The following is a 15,959-nucleotide window of genomic DNA, read 5'->3' as shown; positions in this document are numbered from 1 at the left end:
GCTATGATGGTGGTTTTAGCCATCACCACAGCGCACCATGTTCGATTTCCTCTTTAAGCGTGCGACCGAAACTTCGGCCGTTCCCACCGCCCCGGCCGCTTCGCAGGAGCAGGATGCGGCCACTGCCGCCACCGCCAACCGTCGCGACGAGCAAACGCAGCGCGCCGCCGCGCTGAACGGCAACGAAGCGGCCGCGGTCGCCCTGATACTGGAGAGTGAATTTGCCGGCGTGCGCCTGACCGCCGCCGAGCACGTGACGTCGCAGCCGGCGCTGGAGCAGGTGCTGGCGGCGGTGCGCAATACCGATCGCCGCGTGGCCAAGCTGATGCAAGGGCGGCTGGACGCGATCCGCTACCAGCAGGCCGAGCATCAAAAAGCACAAGCGTGCCTGGACCATGCGCAACGCCTGTTGGCCGATGAGAAACTGACGCCGAACCAGGTGGCCGAGCTGGATCGCCAATGGCAGGTGGTTGCCGAGGTGCCAACGCTGGCAGCCGACTACGCGGCCGCGCGCGCGGCGCTGGCGGCGCGGCTGGAAGCACAGGTTAATTTGCAGCGCACCATCATCGACGCGCTGGCCGCCGTGCGCAAGCTGCCGGAGGCCGGCTTGCCGGCCGAGGAGGCGCTGCAAGCGCTGGAGCGGCACGCGGCCGATGCCGCCGGCTATCAGCAGGCGCCGGAGCACAATGCCTTGCCGCGCCACCTGCTGAGCGATTTCGCCGCAGCGCTGGAGCAGACCCGCGCCGCACTGACGGCGCCGCCCAAGCAGGCCGCCGCCGCGAGCCCAGCCGCCGCCGCGAAACCTGCCACTGCCGCGAGCCCGGCCAACGCCGCGAACCCAGCCGCCGCCGCGAAACCTGCCACCGCCGCTGACCCGGCTGCCGCTGCCGGTACAGCTGCGGCAAGCGGCGCCAGCGGCCGGTCCGCCGCAGGCGCTACGTCGCAAGCGGGCGAGGGCGTTGTGGACGCCTCGGCGGAGGCTGCCGGCGCAGCGGATGGCGCCGCAGGCGGCGCGCAAGCGGCCACTCCGGTCAAGCCGCCGAAGCAGCCGAAGCAGCCCAAACAGGCGCCGCAGGAAACCGACAAGAAATTCCTGGAAACCATGGACGCGCTGGAAGCCGCGCTTGAGCAAGGGCAATTGCACACCGCCGCCGAGCACGACAAATGGCTGCGCGACCACAAAACCCGCCTCAGCCCGGCACAAACCGACCACCTGAACCACATCCGCGCCGAGCTGAAGCGCCTGGGCGACTGGGCGCGCTGGGGCGGCAACGTCTCGCGCGAGGAGCTGGTGAAGGCGGTGGAAGAATTGCCAGGCCAAAAGCTTGCCATGAGCGAGCTGGCGAAGAAAGTCGGCAGCATGCGCGACCGCTGGAAACAGCTGGACGCGGTGTCCGGCCACGCGCCGAAATCGCTGTGGGAACGCTTCGACGCCGCCTGCACCAGCGCCTACGCGCCGGCCGCCGCCCACTTCAAGCAACTGGCCGACGAACGCCACGCCAACGCCGCCAAGGCCCAGGCGCTGATTACCGAAACCCAGGCGCTGGCCGACTCCGTGGCCGACGGCGGCGCCGACCTGAAAAACGTGGCCGCCGCCGGCCAGCGCCTGCGCCAGATGTGGGGCCGCCTGGGCACCATCGACCGCAAGGAAAAGCGCAAGCTCGACCATACCTTCGACAAGGTGCTGGCGCACATGCTGGCGCCGCTGTCGGAGCAGCGCAAGATCGAGGCCGCCAGGCGTGAACAACTGATCGCCGAAGCCGAGGCGCTGGAGCCGTCCGGCCGCCACACGCTCGACCAGGTGCGCCGCCTGCAGGAGCGCTGGCAGGAGCAGGCCAAGGCGCTGCCGCTGGAGCGCAAGACCGAACAGGCGCTGTGGCAGCGTTTCCGCGCCGCCTGCGACGCCATCTTCGCCAAGCGCAAGGAAACCGCCCACGCGGCCGACCACGAGCGCAAGTCCCAGCTGCACGCGCGCGAAGATATCTGCAAGCAACTCGAAGAAGCCACCTTCAGCAGCGACGACAAGGCCCAGCTGGCCGCCATCGCGCAGGCGCTGAAGGACGCCGCCAGCGCCTGGAACGCCACCGGCACCGTGCCGCGCGCGGCCGAGGCGCGCATCAACCAGCGCTACCACAACGCAGTCGGCAAGGTGCAGGCGCAGGCGGACGCGATCAAGCGCCGCGCCGGCGCCGCCCAGGCTAACGCGCTGCGCGACAAGCTGCGCCTGACGCAGGCGCTGGAAAGCGAACTGGTGTCGGACGGCGCCATCGACGTCGCCGCCTGGCAGGCTAGGTGGGCGGCGCTGCCGTCGCTGGGCAATGACTACGAGCGCGCCTTGCAGGGCCGCTTCAACACCGCGCTGGCGGCCGACGGCAAGCGCAGCGAGTACGCCGCCGAGCTGGAACGCAACCGCGCCAGGCTGCTCGATGAAATCCTGCGGCTGGAAATCGTTGCCGGCGTCGACAGCGGCGCCGAGTTCGCCCGCGAACGCCTGAAAATGCAGGTGGAAGTGCTGCAATCGTCGCTCAAGTCCGGCCAGAAGCCGCAGTCGGCCAGCGCCGCCTATCTGCAGCTGTGCACGTTGCCAGCGCTGGCGGACGCGCGCACCGCCAGCCGCATCGAGCAGCTGTTCCGTCGCATCGGTGGCGGAGACCGCGCATGAGCCTGAATGAAGTCCGCATCCAGACCGGGGATTTCGACCTGAGCACGGAAATCGCCCGGCTGCGCGCCGACCATCCCGGCGTAGGGGGCGTGGTCAGCTTTGTCGGCACCGTGCGCGACCTGAACGAAGGCGCCGCCGTGTCGGAAATGGAGCTGGAGCACTATCCGGGCATGACCGAGCAATCGATCAGCGCTATTATCGATAAGGCAAGGCAGCGCTGGCCGATCTTCAGCGCGCTGGTGATCCACCGCGTCGGCCCGCTCAAGCCGAAGGACCAGATCGTGCTGGTGGCGGTGACGTCGGCGCACCGGGGCGAGGCGTTCGCCGCCAGCGAGTTCATCATCGACTACCTGAAGACCGAGGCGCCGTTCTGGAAAAAGGAGCAGACGCCGGACGGCGCGCGCTGGGTCGACGCCCGCGTCAGCGACGACCAGGCGCTGAATAAGTGGCAGTGACTCCTTGAAATGTTATTGGTGGCCCCTATGTTAGCGATAGTTAAATATATCGGAGCATCACCATGCGTCAAGACAAACTCACCACCAAACTCCAGGAAGCCCTGTCGGACTCGCAGAGTCTGGCCGTGGGCAATGACAACCAGTACATCGAACCGGTCCACCTGCTGACCGCGCTGCTGAACCAGGACGACGGCAGCGCCCGTTCGCTGCTGCAACGCGCCGGCGTCAACGTTGGCGGCCTGAGCAAGGCGCTGACCGCCGCGCTGGAGCGCCTGCCGAAGGTTTCGGGCGCCGGTGGCAACGTGCAAGCCAGCCGCGACCTGGTCGCCGTGCTGAACCTGGCCGACAGGGAATCGCAGAAGCGCGTGGACCAGTTCATTTCCAGCGAGATGGTGCTGCTGGCGCTGACCGACGACAAGTCGGACGCCGGCACGCTGGCGCGCGAAAACGGCCTGAGCCGCAAGTCGCTGGAAGCCGCGATCGACGCCGTGCGCGGCGGCGCCAAGGTGGACAACGCCGACGCCGAAGGGCAGCGCGAGGCGCTGAAAAAATACACGCTGGACCTGACCGAGCGCGCCCGCCAGGGCAAGCTCGACCCGGTGATCGGCCGCGATGATGAAATCCGCCGCGCCATCCAGGTGCTGCAACGCCGTTCCAAGAACAACCCGGTGCTGATCGGCGAGCCTGGCGTCGGCAAAACCGCGATCGTCGAGGGGCTGGCGCAGCGCATCGTCAACAACGAGGTGCCGGATTCGCTCAAGGGCAAGCGCGTGCTGGCGCTGGACATGGCCGCGCTGATCGCCGGCGCGAAATACCGCGGCGAGTTCGAGGAACGCCTGAAATCCGTGCTGAAAGAGCTGGCCATGGACGAGGGCCAGACCATCGTCTTCATCGACGAGATGCACACCATGGTCGGCGCCGGCAAGGCCGATGGCGCCATGGACGCCGGCAATATGCTGAAGCCAGCGCTGGCGCGCGGCGAGCTGCACTGCGTCGGCGCCACCACGCTGGACGAGTACCGCAAGTACATCGAGAAGGATGCCGCGCTGGAACGCCGCTTCCAGAAGATCCTGGTGGACGAGCCGACCGTCGAGGCCACCATCGCCATCCTGCGCGGCTTGCAGGACAAGTACGAGCTGCATCACAAGGTGGCCATTTCGGACGCCGCCATCATCGCGGCGGCGGAACTGTCGCATCGCTACATTACCGACCGCTTCCTGCCCGACAAGGCCATCGACCTGATCGACGAGGCCGCGGCCAAGATCAAGATCGAGATCGATTCCAAGCCGGAGGTCATGGACAAGCTGGAGCGCCGCCTGATCCAGCTGAAGATCGAGAAGGAAGCCGTCAAGAAAGAGAAGGACGAGGGGTCGCGCAAGCGCCTCGACCTGATCGAGGAGGAAATCGCGCGCCTGACGCGCGAGCTGAACGACTTCGAGGAAATCCTCAAGGCCGAAAAAGCCGTGGTGCAGGGCAGTACCCACATCAAGGAAGAGATCGACCGCATCAGGCAGGAAATGGAGCAGGCCACGCGCGACAGCAACTGGCAGCGCGTCTCCGAGCTGCAATACGGCCGCCTGCCGCAGCTGGAAGCCGAGTTGAAGCAGGCCGAGGCGGCGTCGGCGCGCGGCGTGTCGATCGAGAAGAACACGCCGGCCAAGCAGCGCCTGCTGCGCACCGAAGTCGGCGCCGAGGAGATCGCCGAGGTGGTGTCGCGCGCGACCGGCATTCCGGTGTCGCGCATGATGCAGGGCGAGCGCGACAAGCTGCTGCATATCGAGGAGAAGCTGCACGAGCGCGTGGTCGGGCAGGACGAGGCGATTTCCGCCGTGGCCGACGCCATCCGCCGCTCGCGCGCCGGGCTGGCCGACCCGAACCGCCCGTATGGCTCGTTCATGTTCCTCGGCCCGACCGGCGTTGGCAAGACCGAGCTGACCAAGGCGCTGGCCGGCTTCCTGTTCGATACCGAGGAGTCGCTGATCCGCATCGACATGAGCGAGTTCATGGAGAAGCATTCGGTGGCCCGCCTGATCGGCGCGCCGCCCGGCTATGTCGGCTACGACGAGGGCGGCTACCTGACCGAGGCCGTGCGCCGCAAGCCGTACAGCGTGATCCTGCTCGATGAGGTGGAAAAGGCGCACCCGGATGTGTTCAACGTGCTGTTGCAGGCGCTGGACGATGGCCGCATGACCGACGGCCAGGGCCGCACGGTGGATTTCAAGAATACCGTCATCATCATGACCTCGAATCTGGGTTCGCACAAGATTCAGTCGATGGAGGATTCCGACCCGGCGCTGGTCAAGCTGTCGGTGATGGCCGAGGTGCGGTCGCACTTCCGTCCGGAGTTCATCAACCGGATCGACGAGATTGTGGTGTTCCACGGCCTCGACGAGAAGAACATCGGCGCGATTGCGCGGATTCAGCTGGCGATCCTGGAGCGGCGCCTGGCGAAGATGGAGATGACCTTGTCGGTGAGCGACGCGGCGCTGCACAAGATCGCCGAGGCCGGCTACGATCCGGTGTACGGCGCGCGGCCGCTGAAACGGGCGATTCAGCAGCAGATCGAGAATCCGCTGTCCAAGCTGATCCTGCAAGGGCGGTTCGGGCCGAAGGAGACGATCGTGGTCGATGCCCGCGATGGCGAGCTGACCTTCGGCTAAACCCTGTCGTCCCCGCGCAGGCGGGGACCCATGCCGAGCGTGCGTTCCATGGGTTCCCGCCTGCGCGGGAACGACCGTGTCTCTCAGCGCACGATACGGTTGCGGCCGTCGCGCTTGGCGCGGTACAGCGCCTCATCCGCCCGTTTCAGCACGTCCGCATAGGACAGGTCGCCCGGCCTGATTTCGCTCAATCCGCCGCTGATGGTGGCGCCGGCGCGCTCGGCGATGCGCTGGCGCAGCCGTTGGGCGATCGGCAGCGCCTGCTCGCTGCCGGTGTGCGGCATCAGCACCACAAACTCATCCCCGCCCAGCCGCGCCGGAAAATCAGTGCTGCGCAACTCGCGCCTGCACACCTCGGCCGTGCCGATGATGGCCTCGTCGCCGGCCAGATGGCCATGCTCATCATTGATGGTCTTGAAATTGTCGATATCGAAGATCAGCACCGAGGTCGGCGCCTTGTAGCGCACGAACAGCTCGAAATGCTCGGTCAGGCTGTTCATCAGTTTGCGGCGGTTGGCCAGGCCGGTCAGCGCATCGGTCTCGCTTTGCATGCGCAGCAGCGCCTCCAGTTTTTTGCTGGCGGTGATATTGCTGGCCACCCACAGCACCGCGTCCTCGCCCATCACCTGGTACGGCAGCTGCTGCACGCGGCCCTCGAACCAGATGGTTTCGACGGGTCCATCGCTGCCGATGCCCTTGACATCGGCTGCCGCCAGCGCGTACTCGACCACGTGCAGGCCGCGCGACGCTAGCGCGATGGCGATCTGCGCCTGGAACCAGGCCGACTTTTCATCGCTGAGCACATCGGCCAGCTTTTTGCCGATCAGGCTGCTGCCATCGTGGTAATAACGGCTGTCCGTGCCGCCGAACTTGGCGGCGTAGCAGCCGCTGCGCGTGAGGATGAATGCCGGGTCGGGCAGCGCCGACAGCAGGGCGCTGATTTGCCCATCCGAAAAGCGGCTGTCGTCGGCCATGCGCAGCGCCTGTTCTAAATGATTAGTTTTCACTAATGTACCGTAGATTGTCGTCCAAGCTTGCGTTAACGGCAGGCTTTTGGAAAACTTGACTAACGGTCATTATTGTTGCAATCCGAAAAAGGAAGTTGGCGAACAGCCAAAAGTTTTCTTGAACATGGCCGAGAAGGCCGCCTGGCTGGCGTAGCCCAGCTCGGCAGCAACCTGCGACAGCGGCATGCCGCGCGCGATCAGCGGCGCCGCGTGCGCCAGCCGCACCTGCTGGCGCCACTGCGTGAAGCCCATGCCCAGTTCACGCTCGAACAGGCGCGCCAGGGTGCGCTCGGAAGCGCCGACCTGTCCGGCCCAGCCGGCCAAGGTCAGCCCGGCGCCCGGCTCGGCGATCAGGGCGTCGCACAGCGCCTTCAGGCGCTTGTCGGCCGGCAGCGGCACGCGCACCGGGCGCACGGCGCAACGCGGAATCTCGTCGAGGATCATTTCCATCAGCAGGTGCTCGCGCTGCGGCGCGGCGTCGCGCTCGTGCTGCTCCAGCGCGGTCAGCAGTTCGCGCAGCAGCGGCGACAGTTCCAGAATCTTGCATTCGTTGCCGGCGAAGGGCGCGCGGCCGGCGTACACGCGCATCGGCCGCAGATGGGTGTTTTCCAGCACCGTCACGCTGTGCACGACGCCGGCCGGTATCCAGATGGCGCGCTGCCACGGCACGATCCAGCTGCTGTGGTTGGCGTCGGCGCGCATCACGCCGCGCAGCGCGTAGGTGAACTGGCCCCAGCTGTGGACGTGCGGCGCCAGCACGGCGGCGGCCTTCAGGTCGCGCCCGGACATGGTGATCGGCCGCGCGGCCGTGGGCGGCTCGTGCTGCAGGTCAAACCGCGTGTGGTCGACGATCTCGATGGGCATGGCGGAAACTCGACAAATATTGTCCTGCTATCTTAAATCAGACTGGCGCAAATTGCTTACACTTTGGCATCGATCAAGGAGATAGCAGCATGCGCGACAATACTTTATGGCGCCAGGATGCCCGCGTGATTACGCTGGTCGGGCTGGCCCATGGCACTTCCCATTTTTATCACGTGATCCTGGCGGCGCTGATTCCGTGGCTGAAGCCCGAATTCGGCCTCAGTTATTCTCAGCTGGGCCTGCTGATGACGGTGTTCTTCGTGGTCTCCGGCGTCGGCCAGGCGCTGGCCGGCTTCGTCGTCGACCGGCTCGGCGCGCGCACCGTGCTGTTCAGCGGCATCGCGCTGCTGGGCTTGTCGGCGCTGATGCTGTCAAGCGCGCACAGCTACGCGCAGCTGATGCTGGGCGCCTTGCTGGCCGGCTGCGGCAACAGCGTGTTCCACCCGGCCGACTACACCTTGCTGAACCAGCGCGTGTCCAGAGCGCGGCTGGCGCATGGCTTCTCGGTGCACGGCATCAGCGGCAATATCGGCTGGGCCATGTCGCCGCTGTTCCTGACCTTTGTTGCGGGCCGGACCGACTGGCGCACCGCGCTGCTGTGCGCGGCCCTGCTGCCGCTGACGGTGCTGGCGCTGCTGGCCTGGAACCGCCACGCGCTGCGACCGGAACCGGCGGCGATGCCGCACGCCGGCGCCACCGCCGCCAAGGGCGCGGCGGCCGGCGGCGGCGCGCTTGGCTTCCTCAGGCTGAAGGTGGTGTGGCTGTGCTTTGCCTTTTTCCTGATTTCCGCCGTGGCGCTGGCCGGCATCCAGACCTTTGCCGCCACCAGCCTGGTCAGCCTGTACGGCATGTCGCTGGCGACCGCCACCTCCGCCTACACCTGTTTCATGCTGGCCTCGGCGGTGGGCATGGCGTACGGCGGCTTTCTCGGCGCCGGCAGCCGCAACCACGACCGCATCATCATGATCGCCTTCGGCTCGGCGGCCTTGCTGTCGCTGGTGCTGGCGGCGGCCGTGGTGCCGGCCTGGATGGCGGTGGCGCTGATGGGACTGATCGGCCTGGTGACCGGCATTTCCGGTCCGTCGCGCGACCTGATGATACGCGCGGCGGCGCCGGCCAACGCCACCGGCCGCGTGTTCGGCGTCGTCTATTCCGGCCTGGACAGCGGCCTGGCGCTGGGCCCGCTGCTGTTCGGCGCGCTGATGGACGCCAACCATCCGGCCGGCGTGTTCGTGTGCGTCGGCCTGTTCCAGGCGCTGGTGATCCTGACGGCGGTGGGCGTGGGCAGCAACACCCGCGTGACCGCGGCGCCGGAAACCGCGTAGTATTTGCCCATCTATAGCGACGCCGGAGGACTGCCATGAGTTTTGCCACCACCGATCTTTGCGACGACCACGCCAATCTGCTCGAGGACGGCCGCCTGGCCGTGCTGCCGCCGGTGTTCCGCCATTACGGCCAGCGGCTGCGCTTTGCCGGCCGCGTGGTGACGCTGAAGGTGCACGAGGACAACGCGCTGGTGCGCGCCGCGCTGGAGACGCCCGGCGACGGCAATGTGCTGGTGGTCGACGGCGGCGGCAGCCTGCGCCGCGCGCTGGTCGGCGGCCAACTGGGCCTGCTGGCGCAGGACAATGGTTGGGCCGGCATCATCGTCGATGGCTGCATCCGCGACACGGACGAAATCAACGCCTGCGACATCGGCGTGCGCGCGCTGGGCGCCCATCCGCAAAAGCCGAACAAGAAAGGCGTCGGCGAGCGCAACCTGCGGGTGCACATCGCCGGCGTGCCGGTCAATCCCGGCGACTGGATTTACGCCGATGCGGACGGCGTGCTGGTGGCGCAGCAAAGGCTGGCCTGAGAAGGAAGCCGCGGCGCGGGCCGCGGCTTGGCGGCGTCAAGGTTTCTGCTGGTGCTGCTGCAGGTGACGGCGCAGGCGCTGCTGGAACTCATCGACATCGTCGACCGTGGTCAGGTCGTCGTCGACTTCGATCATATGGGTGGCGTGGCCCGGCGAGAACGATACGGTGGCCTCGACGCCATCCTTTTTCTCGCTCAGGTCATGCCCCTGGACGGCGCCCAGCACGTTGCCGTGCACGTCCGTAACAATGGTCATCTTCATGACATGCCTCCGCCTTGCAGGTTGTGGAAACAGCCGCCGACACCCTGGTTGTGGATGGCGACGAAGTAGGTGGCGTTGCCGTTGTTATCCTTGCGCTTGCGCTGCTGGTCGGCCAGGTGGACCGCGCCCTGGTTGGGGGTTTTGACATCGGCCGAGGCGAACTGCGTGCCGCGGTCGCCGCCGTAGGTGTAACTCCAGAAAGCGGTCTGCCCGGGCGCCAGGAAGGTCAGCGGCCCGACGTTGTTAAAAGCCATAATCTCCTCCATCAAAGTAGGCCGCGCCAGCGGATGCCGGCGCGGCACTTCCATCTTAGCCAGCCGGTCCGCACGGACTTTGATGCAGGCGAAGCTGCGTGCTTTTTTGGCGGCGGCGGCGTTCTGAGGGATAATGTCGGATTGAATCATTCAGGATCACCAGCTTATGTTCTCTTACCGCCACGCTTTCCATGCGGGTAACCACGCCGACGTGCTGAAGCACTTCATCACCATCCAGCTGCTGCGCTACCTCAATCAAAAGGAGGTGGCCTATACCTACATCGACACCCACTCGGGCGCCGGCGTCTACGAGCTGGACAGTGCGTTCGCGTCCAAGAACGCCGAGTACGATACCGGCATCGGCCGCCTGTGGAAGCTGGACGAGATGCCGGAGCAGGTCGGCGAATATGTCGACCTGATCCGCGCGATGAATCCAAGCGGCAAGATGCGCTTCTATCCGGGCTCGCCATACATCGCCGACCAGGTGGCGCGCGAGCACGACCGCCTGCGCCTGTTCGAAATGCACCCGGCCGACGCCAAGCTGCTGGCCGATAACTTCCGCAAGCGCGAAGAGCACGCGGCGGCGCAAGGCATCCGCCCGACCGTGCGCGGCCAGCGCGTGCTGGTCACCCGCAGCGACGGCTTCGCCTCGCTGAAGGCGCTGTTGCCGCCGCCGTCGCGCCGCGCGCTGGTGCTGATCGACCCGCCCTATGAGGACAAGCAGGACTACAAAAAGACCAAGGACGCGCTGGCCGAGGCGCTGGGCCGCTTCCCGACCGGCACCTACGCGGTCTGGTATCCGCTGCTGCAACGGATGGAGTCGCGCCAGTTCGCCGACAAGCTCAAGCAGCTGCCGGCCGCCAACTGGCTCAACGTCGTGCTGACCATCAAGAAGCCGATGCCGGACGGTATCGGCGGCCTGCACAGCAGCGGCATGTTCATCCTCAATCCGCCGTACACGCTGGAGCCGATGCTCAAGCAGGTGATGCCGTGGCTGGTGAAGGCGCTGGGCGAGGACGCCGGCGCCCGCTTCACGCTGGAAAGCGGCACGCAGACGACGGGTATGCGCAACAGCGCCGAGCGCCGGCCGCCGATTCGGCAGAAAAACATTGTCAAGGGTGCATGATTAGGTATAGGCTGGTGGCAAGCAGATCGACCAGGGGAGCTGCCCATGATGTTAGCCGCGCCACCGAGCACCGCCAGAATCGCTGACAACTTTTTCCTCGCGCGCCAGCCCATCCTCAACCGCGGACAGCGGCTGGTGGGGTACGAACTGCTGTTTCGCGGCGCCGGCAGCCACGACGGCGCCCGCATCACCGACCACACCGCAGCCACCGCCACCGTCATCGCCCATGCGTCCGAGCTGGGCATGGAGCAGGTGGTGGGCGACCAGATGGCCTTTGTCAACGTCGACGCGGTCGGGCTGATGAGCGACTTCATCCACTTCCTGCCCAACGACAAGGTCATCCTCGAAATCCTCGAAACGGTCGAGGCCACGCCGGAAATCCTGGCGCGTGTGCGCGAGCTCAAGCAGGCCGGCTTCAAGTTCGCGCTGGACGACGTCATCGGCCAGTCGGACGACGTGCAGAAGCTGACGCCGCTGTGCGACGTCATCAAGGTCGACATCAAGGACATGCGCCCCGGCACCTTGCCGGCGCTGGCGCGGGTGCTGAAGAACCCGAAACAGAAGCTGCTGGCCGAAAAGGTCGAGACGGTCGAGGAATTCCAGGAATGCATGGACCTCGGTTTCGAATACTTCCAGGGCTATTACTTCGCCCGGCCGGTCATCCTGAGCGGCAAGAAAATCTCGCCATCGCAGATGAGCGTGCTGCACCTGCTGGAGCTGCTCGACCGCGACGCCAGCAACCAGGAAATCGAAAGCAGCATCAAGCACGACGCGCTGATCTCGCTCAATCTGCTGCGGCTGGTCAACACGCCGGCGGTGGGCGCGCGGCAGCGCATCAATTCGGTGGGGCACGCGCTGATGGTGCTGGGCCGGCGCCAACTGAAGCGCTGGCTGCAGATCCTGCTCTACGTCAAAAACGGCGGCACCCAGGAATTCACCTCGCCGCTGCTGCAACTGGCGACCACGCGCGGCAAGACGATGGAGCTGATGGTCGAGCAGCGCCGGCCGGGGCAGCGGGTCAGCGCCGACATCGGCTTCACGGTCGGGGTCATGTCGCTGATGGACACCTTGTTCTCGATCCACATGCGCGACGTGCTCGACAGCGTCAACGTGCTGGACGAGGTGCGCGCGGCGCTGCTGCACCGCGCCGGCGACTACGGCAGCATGCTCAGCCTGATCGAACACATCGAGCGCGGCCGCGACGGCGAGGTGCTGGCGCAGATGCTGCATCAGCTGCAACTGCGCCCGGCCGAGCTCTACGCCATCCAGCTGGCCGCCATCGAATGGGTCACCGACTACACCCGCAACATCTAGAGCGCCGGGCCGGGCTTATTGGGCCAGCAACAGGAAGACGGTGGGCTTTTTGTGGAAGTCCGGCGCGGCGGCGGTTTTCCATTGCGCCGCCGTCATCGTGCGGATGGTTTCGGTTGGCAGGCTGAGGTCGGTGGCGACGCAGATCAGCGTGCCCGGCGCGCAGGCCGCCGCCATCGCTTCCAGCATGGCGGCGTTGCGGTACGGCGTTTCGATGAACAGCTGCGTTTGCTTTTCCTTGCGCGAACGCTGCTCCAGCTCCTTGAGGCGCTTGTCGCGCTGCGCGGCGTCGGTCGGCAGGTAGCCGTTGAAGGCGAAGCTCTGGCCGTTCAGGCCGCTCGCCATGACCGCCAGCAGCAGCGACGACGGCCCGACCAGCGGCCGCACCGCAATCTTGTGCTGGTGCGCCAGCCGCACCAAGTCGGCGCCGGGATCGGCCACCGCCGGCACGCCGGCTTCCGACACCAGGCCGCCGTCGCGGCCCGCCAGCAGCGGCGCCAGCAGCTCGCTCAGCGCGGCGGGCGGCGTGTTCACGTTCAGCTCGGCGATCTTGATTTCCTGCATCGGCTTGCACAGCGGATGCTGGGCGCCGACCAGCTTGAGGAAGGCGCGCGCCGTCTTGGCGTTTTCCGCCACGAAGTAGTCGAGCTGGGCGGTGATGCGCTGCACCTGCTCGGGCAGCACGTTGGCCAGCGCTTCGGTCTCGCCCAGGGTGTTCGGGATTAAGTACAGGGTGCCAGTCATATTATTGTTGGAAGAAAGTGATGCCGATGTTGCGCAGCATGCCCGTCAGGGCGATTAATGGCAGCCCGGTGAGGGCGGTCGGATCGCTGCTGTCGATGCGCTCCAGGATGGCGATGCCGAGCGCTTCGTTCTTGGCGCTGCCGGCGCAGTCGTAGGGCCGCTCCAGGCGCAGGTAGGCGTCCAGCTCGGCATCGGGCAGGTCGCGGAACTTGACCACCGTCCGGATGTCTTCCAGCTGGTGCGTGTTGTCGCGGCCATCCCAGACGCACAGCGCGGTGTGGAAGATGACTTCGCGGCCGCGCATTTTTGCAGCTGCGCCAGGGCGTTGGCGTGGTTGCCGGGCTTGCCGATTTGCTCATCGTCCAGCGTGGCCACCTGGTCGGAGCCGATGACGATGGCGCCCGGCATCTTGGCGGCCACGGCGGCGGCCTTGTCGCGCGCCAGCCGCAGCGCGGTGGCGCCCGGCGTTTCGCCGGCCAGCGGCGTCTCGTCGATGGCTGGCACGGCGACGTCGAACGGCAGTTGCAAGCGGGATAATAACTCCTTGCGGTAGGCGGAGCTGGACGCCAGTACGAGTAAACTTGATGTCATGAGGGGAATGTTATATGCTCTGTCGCCGGCGATTTCTGCGCTGAAATGTCGCAAAAAACGCGCAGGCTTTGACTTGAATACGAAAACCCTGCTATTATCGCAGGTTTTCCGGGGAAACTCTGTAATGAATGCTTTTGTGATCGACACCTTTGAATTCTGTCGGACCAACAGCAGCCAGGAAGGCACAACGCCTGTCGCTGAATTGACCCGTCTGGCCAAGGAGTGCGCGGACGCCTCCGGCGAGATCGCCTGGAAAGCAGTCGGAAGCACCCACAAACTGGGCTTCCCGCAGATGACGCTGTCGGTCGACGGCAGCGTGCAACTGGTCTGCCAGCGCTGCCTGCAGCCTTACGCTCACCACCTCGATTCGTCGACCGTGCTGATGCTGGGTAAGGACGATGAAGAGGCGGACGAAATTGAAGAGACGATAGACGACGAATCGATCGACGTCATCGTTGGAAGTCGCAGCATGGAGCTGATGTACCTGGTGGAAGACGAAGCGCTGCTGGCCCTGCCGCAGTCGCCGCGTCACGATGTCTGCCCGGATTCCAGCCTGCTGGACAAGGCGAAAAGCGAGAAAATCTCGCCCTTCGACGCTCTGAAGAGCCTCAAATCCGAATAAGTAGTAGTAAAGAACGTGTCAATACGCGGCGTATCAATCGAGTCTTGGCAAGTTAGCAGTGCAATGTAGTAGGGCTCGATTCGCATGTTGTATGCCGGTCGATTGTGTTAGAATTTTAGAACTTATGTATTAGGAGTCATTAACATGGCAGTTCAACAGAACAAAAAATCCCCATCGAAGCGCGGTATGCACCGTTCGCACGATTTCCTGGTTGCTCCACAACTGGGCATCGAGCCAACCACCGGTGAAACCCACCTGCGTCACCACATCAGCCCTAACGGCTTCTACCGTGGTCGTAAAGTCCTGAAAACCAAAAACGACGAGTAATCGATCGCTTTTGCTGGACCCGGAAACAGGCGGTGCTGACTTGTGTAGCATCGCTTTTTCTTTTTAAGCGGCTGCAATCTGATTTTGCACACCGTCATGTTCCAACGCGGATTCCGGCCCCACCGGCTCTGCCGCTTGCCATAACAATGACAATCAAAATTTCTATCGACTGCATGGGTGGCGATCACGGCCCGTCGGTCACCATTCCCGCAGCTGTTTCCTTCGTCAAGCGCGAACCTGATGCCGAGCTGATCCTGGTTGGCCTCGAAGACGTCATCCGCGCCGAACTGAAGAAACACCACGCCGACGCCCATCCGCGCCTGAGCGTCATCCACGCTTCCGAACAAGTCACGATGGACGATCCGCTTGAAGTGGCCTTGCGCCGCAAGAAGGATTCGTCGATGCGCGTGGCCATCGAGCAGGTCAAGGACGGCAAGGCCCAGGCCTCCGTCTCGGCCGGCAACACCGGCGCGCTGATGGCGGTGGCCCGCTATGTGCTCAAGACCATGAGCGGCGTCGACCGCCCGGCCATCTGCAGCATCATGCCCAACCAGAAGGGCGGCCCGACCTATATGCTGGACCTGGGCGCCAACGTCGACTGCGAGCCGCACCACCTGCACCAGTTCGCCATCATGGGCTCGGTGCTGGTGTCGGCCATGGAAAACATCGAGCGCCCGACCATCGGCCTGCTCAACGTCGGCACCGAGGACATCAAGGGCAACGACGTGGTCAAGGCCACCAGCAAGCTGCTGCAAACCGACCACGAGCGCGGCGCCCTGAACTTCCACGGCAATGTGGAAGGCAACGACATCTTCAAGGGCACCACCGACATCGTGGTGTGCGACGGCTTCACCGGCAACGTCACGCTGAAGGCGGTGGAGGGTGTGGCGCGCTTCTTCGCCGACACCGTCAAATCCGAATTCACCCGCAATCCGCTGACCATGTTGAGCGCCCTGATCGGCCGCGGCGCGCTGGGCAACATCAAGAAACGCCTGTCGCCGTCGCGCTACAACGGCGCCAGCCTGCTGGGGCTGCGCGGCCTGGTGTTCAAGAGCCATGGCGGCGCCGACGCATATTCCTTTGAGTGGGCGATCAAGCGGGCGTATGATGCTGCAAAAAATGACGTGTTGCCGCATATTTCGACCCTGATTGCAGAGTTGATGCCGCGCAACACCGAAACCCCGGAAGTACCCAGCTCAACTCTTTAGTGGACGGTAGAA

15 protein-coding genes and 1 pseudogene are annotated in these 15,959 nt (G+C 65.3%); 10 read left to right on the top strand and 6 right to left on the bottom strand.

Going from position 1 to position 15,959, the window contains the following annotated elements:
- Positions 1-37: 37 nt before the first annotated feature.
- The 3 genes from ACRQ5J_RS19660 to clpB all read left to right on the top strand — a co-directional run bounded on the left by ACRQ5J_RS19660 (position 38) and on the right by clpB (position 5,777).
- Positions 38-2,662 (top strand): DUF349 domain-containing protein, encoded by a 2,625-nt coding sequence (locus tag ACRQ5J_RS19660; protein ID WP_432379081.1) that lies wholly within the window; start codon positions 38-40, stop codon positions 2,660-2,662.
- Positions 2,659-3,117, top strand: a complete 459-nt coding sequence (moaE, locus tag ACRQ5J_RS19655) for a molybdopterin synthase catalytic subunit MoaE (protein WP_432379080.1) — start codon at positions 2,659-2,661, stop codon at positions 3,115-3,117. The genes ACRQ5J_RS19660 and moaE overlap by 4 nt, the downstream gene beginning before the upstream one ends.
- Before the next feature lie 62 nt (positions 3,118-3,179).
- Complete coding sequence (gene clpB / locus ACRQ5J_RS19650; protein WP_432379078.1) at positions 3,180-5,777, top strand: ATP-dependent chaperone ClpB; 2,598 nt, start codon at positions 3,180-3,182, stop codon at positions 5,775-5,777.
- A gap of 83 nt (positions 5,778-5,860) precedes the next feature.
- Here the strand turns inward: clpB and ACRQ5J_RS19645 are convergent, their stop codons facing one another.
- Positions 5,861-6,784, bottom strand: coding sequence for a GGDEF domain-containing protein (locus tag ACRQ5J_RS19645; RefSeq protein ID WP_432379076.1), 924 nt, complete (start codon positions 6,782-6,784; stop codon positions 5,861-5,863).
- Positions 6,785-6,853: 69 nt separating this feature from the next.
- Entirely contained in the window at positions 6,854-7,648 is a 795-nt protein-coding gene (locus tag ACRQ5J_RS19640) for an AraC family transcriptional regulator (RefSeq protein ID WP_432379074.1), read from the bottom strand.
- Positions 7,649-7,737: 89 nt separating this feature from the next.
- On the opposite strand from ACRQ5J_RS19640, the gene ACRQ5J_RS19635 reads away from it, so the two are divergent.
- Positions 7,738-8,973 carry an MFS transporter gene (locus ACRQ5J_RS19635; protein ID WP_432379072.1) on the top strand — a complete coding sequence of 412 codons (1,236 nt, stop codon included), beginning with the start codon at positions 7,738-7,740 and terminating at the stop codon, positions 8,971-8,973.
- Positions 8,974-9,008: 35 nt separating this feature from the next.
- The gene (gene rraA / locus ACRQ5J_RS19630) at positions 9,009-9,503 is read left to right on the top strand and encodes a ribonuclease E activity regulator RraA (protein WP_432379071.1); all 495 of its coding nucleotides are present in this window, start codon (positions 9,009-9,011) and stop codon (positions 9,501-9,503) included.
- A gap of 36 nt (positions 9,504-9,539) precedes the next feature.
- On the opposite strand, the gene ACRQ5J_RS19625 is transcribed toward rraA, so the two are convergent.
- Both ACRQ5J_RS19625 and ACRQ5J_RS19620 read right to left on the bottom strand, forming a co-directional pair.
- Positions 9,540-9,764, bottom strand: coding sequence for a hypothetical protein (locus ACRQ5J_RS19625; RefSeq protein WP_432379069.1), 225 nt, complete (start codon positions 9,762-9,764; stop codon positions 9,540-9,542).
- A complete protein-coding gene (locus ACRQ5J_RS19620; protein WP_432379067.1) occupies positions 9,761-10,168 on the bottom strand; it encodes a hypothetical protein in 408 nt (135 codons plus the stop codon). Before ACRQ5J_RS19620 ends, ACRQ5J_RS19625 begins: the two co-directional genes overlap by 4 nt.
- A 16-nt stretch (positions 10,169-10,184) precedes the next feature.
- Here ACRQ5J_RS19620 and ACRQ5J_RS19615 point away from each other — a divergent pair, with 16 nt between their 5' ends.
- Together ACRQ5J_RS19615 and ACRQ5J_RS19610 are read left to right on the top strand one after the other, a co-directional pair.
- Positions 10,185-11,144: a 23S rRNA (adenine(2030)-N(6))-methyltransferase RlmJ gene (locus ACRQ5J_RS19615; protein WP_432379065.1), complete on the top strand. Its 960-nt coding sequence runs from the start codon at positions 10,185-10,187 to the stop codon at positions 11,142-11,144.
- Between the two features lie 48 nt (positions 11,145-11,192).
- A complete protein-coding gene (locus ACRQ5J_RS19610) occupies positions 11,193-12,458 on the top strand; it encodes an EAL and HDOD domain-containing protein (RefSeq protein WP_432383694.1) in 1,266 nt (421 codons plus the stop codon).
- A gap of 15 nt (positions 12,459-12,473) precedes the next feature.
- On the opposite strand, the gene ACRQ5J_RS19605 is transcribed toward ACRQ5J_RS19610, so the two are convergent.
- Together ACRQ5J_RS19605 and ACRQ5J_RS19600 are read right to left on the bottom strand one after the other, a co-directional pair.
- Positions 12,474-13,199 carry an SAM-dependent methyltransferase gene (locus ACRQ5J_RS19605; protein WP_432379063.1) on the bottom strand — a complete coding sequence of 242 codons (726 nt, stop codon included), beginning with the start codon at positions 13,197-13,199 and terminating at the stop codon, positions 12,474-12,476.
- Position 13,200: 1 nt separating this feature from the next.
- Positions 13,201-13,790 (bottom strand): annotated as a pseudogene (locus tag ACRQ5J_RS19600) (Maf-like protein).
- Between the two features lie 124 nt (positions 13,791-13,914).
- Between ACRQ5J_RS19600 and ACRQ5J_RS19595 the strand changes: the two are divergent.
- The 3 genes from ACRQ5J_RS19595 to plsX all read left to right on the top strand — a co-directional run bounded on the left by ACRQ5J_RS19595 (position 13,915) and on the right by plsX (position 15,947).
- On the top strand, positions 13,915-14,412 hold the full coding sequence (locus ACRQ5J_RS19595) for a YceD family protein (protein WP_432379062.1): 498 nt from the start codon (positions 13,915-13,917) through the stop codon (positions 14,410-14,412).
- A 144-nt stretch (positions 14,413-14,556) separates the two neighbouring features.
- Positions 14,557-14,739, top strand: a complete 183-nt coding sequence (gene rpmF, locus ACRQ5J_RS19590) for a 50S ribosomal protein L32 (protein WP_008449924.1) — start codon at positions 14,557-14,559, stop codon at positions 14,737-14,739.
- A gap of 146 nt (positions 14,740-14,885) precedes the next feature.
- Positions 14,886-15,947: a phosphate acyltransferase PlsX gene (plsX, locus tag ACRQ5J_RS19585; RefSeq protein WP_432379059.1), complete on the top strand. Its 1,062-nt coding sequence runs from the start codon at positions 14,886-14,888 to the stop codon at positions 15,945-15,947.
- The last annotated feature ends 12 nt before the right edge of the window (positions 15,948-15,959 follow it).

Source organism: Duganella sp. P38, from assembly GCF_050859475.1.
Classification (GTDB): domain Bacteria; phylum Pseudomonadota; class Gammaproteobacteria; order Burkholderiales; family Burkholderiaceae_D; genus Rugamonas.
This window is presented reverse-complemented; position numbering and strand designations above follow the sequence as displayed.

What these genes read in the sequence shown, in the direction of transcription:
- ACRQ5J_RS19660 (WP_432379081.1), top strand. Translation starts at nt 38, where the DNA reads ATGTTCGATTTCCTCTTTAAGCGTGCGACCGAAACTTCGGCCGTTCCC.
- moaE (WP_432379080.1), top strand. Translation starts at nt 2,659, where the DNA reads ATGAGCCTGAATGAAGTCCGCATCCAGACCGGGGATTTCGACCTGAGC.
- clpB (WP_432379078.1), top strand. Translation starts at nt 3,180, where the DNA reads ATGCGTCAAGACAAACTCACCACCAAACTCCAGGAAGCCCTGTCGGAC.
- ACRQ5J_RS19640 (WP_432379074.1), bottom strand. Translation starts at nt 7,648, where the DNA reads ATGCCCATCGAGATCGTCGACCACACGCGGTTTGACCTGCAGCACGAG.
- ACRQ5J_RS19635 (WP_432379072.1), top strand. Translation starts at nt 7,738, where the DNA reads ATGCGCGACAATACTTTATGGCGCCAGGATGCCCGCGTGATTACGCTG.
- rraA (WP_432379071.1), top strand. Translation starts at nt 9,009, where the DNA reads ATGAGTTTTGCCACCACCGATCTTTGCGACGACCACGCCAATCTGCTC.
- ACRQ5J_RS19625 (WP_432379069.1), bottom strand. Translation starts at nt 9,764, where the DNA reads ATGAAGATGACCATTGTTACGGACGTGCACGGCAACGTGCTGGGCGCC.
- ACRQ5J_RS19620 (WP_432379067.1), bottom strand. Translation starts at nt 10,168, where the DNA reads ATGATTCAATCCGACATTATCCCTCAGAACGCCGCCGCCGCCAAAAAA.
- ACRQ5J_RS19615 (WP_432379065.1), top strand. Translation starts at nt 10,185, where the DNA reads ATGTTCTCTTACCGCCACGCTTTCCATGCGGGTAACCACGCCGACGTG.
- ACRQ5J_RS19610 (WP_432383694.1), top strand. Translation starts at nt 11,193, where the DNA reads ATGTTAGCCGCGCCACCGAGCACCGCCAGAATCGCTGACAACTTTTTC.
- ACRQ5J_RS19605 (WP_432379063.1), bottom strand. Translation starts at nt 13,199, where the DNA reads ATGACTGGCACCCTGTACTTAATCCCGAACACCCTGGGCGAGACCGAA.
- ACRQ5J_RS19595 (WP_432379062.1), top strand. Translation starts at nt 13,915, where the DNA reads ATGAATGCTTTTGTGATCGACACCTTTGAATTCTGTCGGACCAACAGC.
- rpmF (WP_008449924.1), top strand. Translation starts at nt 14,557, where the DNA reads ATGGCAGTTCAACAGAACAAAAAATCCCCATCGAAGCGCGGTATGCAC.
- plsX (WP_432379059.1), top strand. Translation starts at nt 14,886, where the DNA reads ATGACAATCAAAATTTCTATCGACTGCATGGGTGGCGATCACGGCCCG.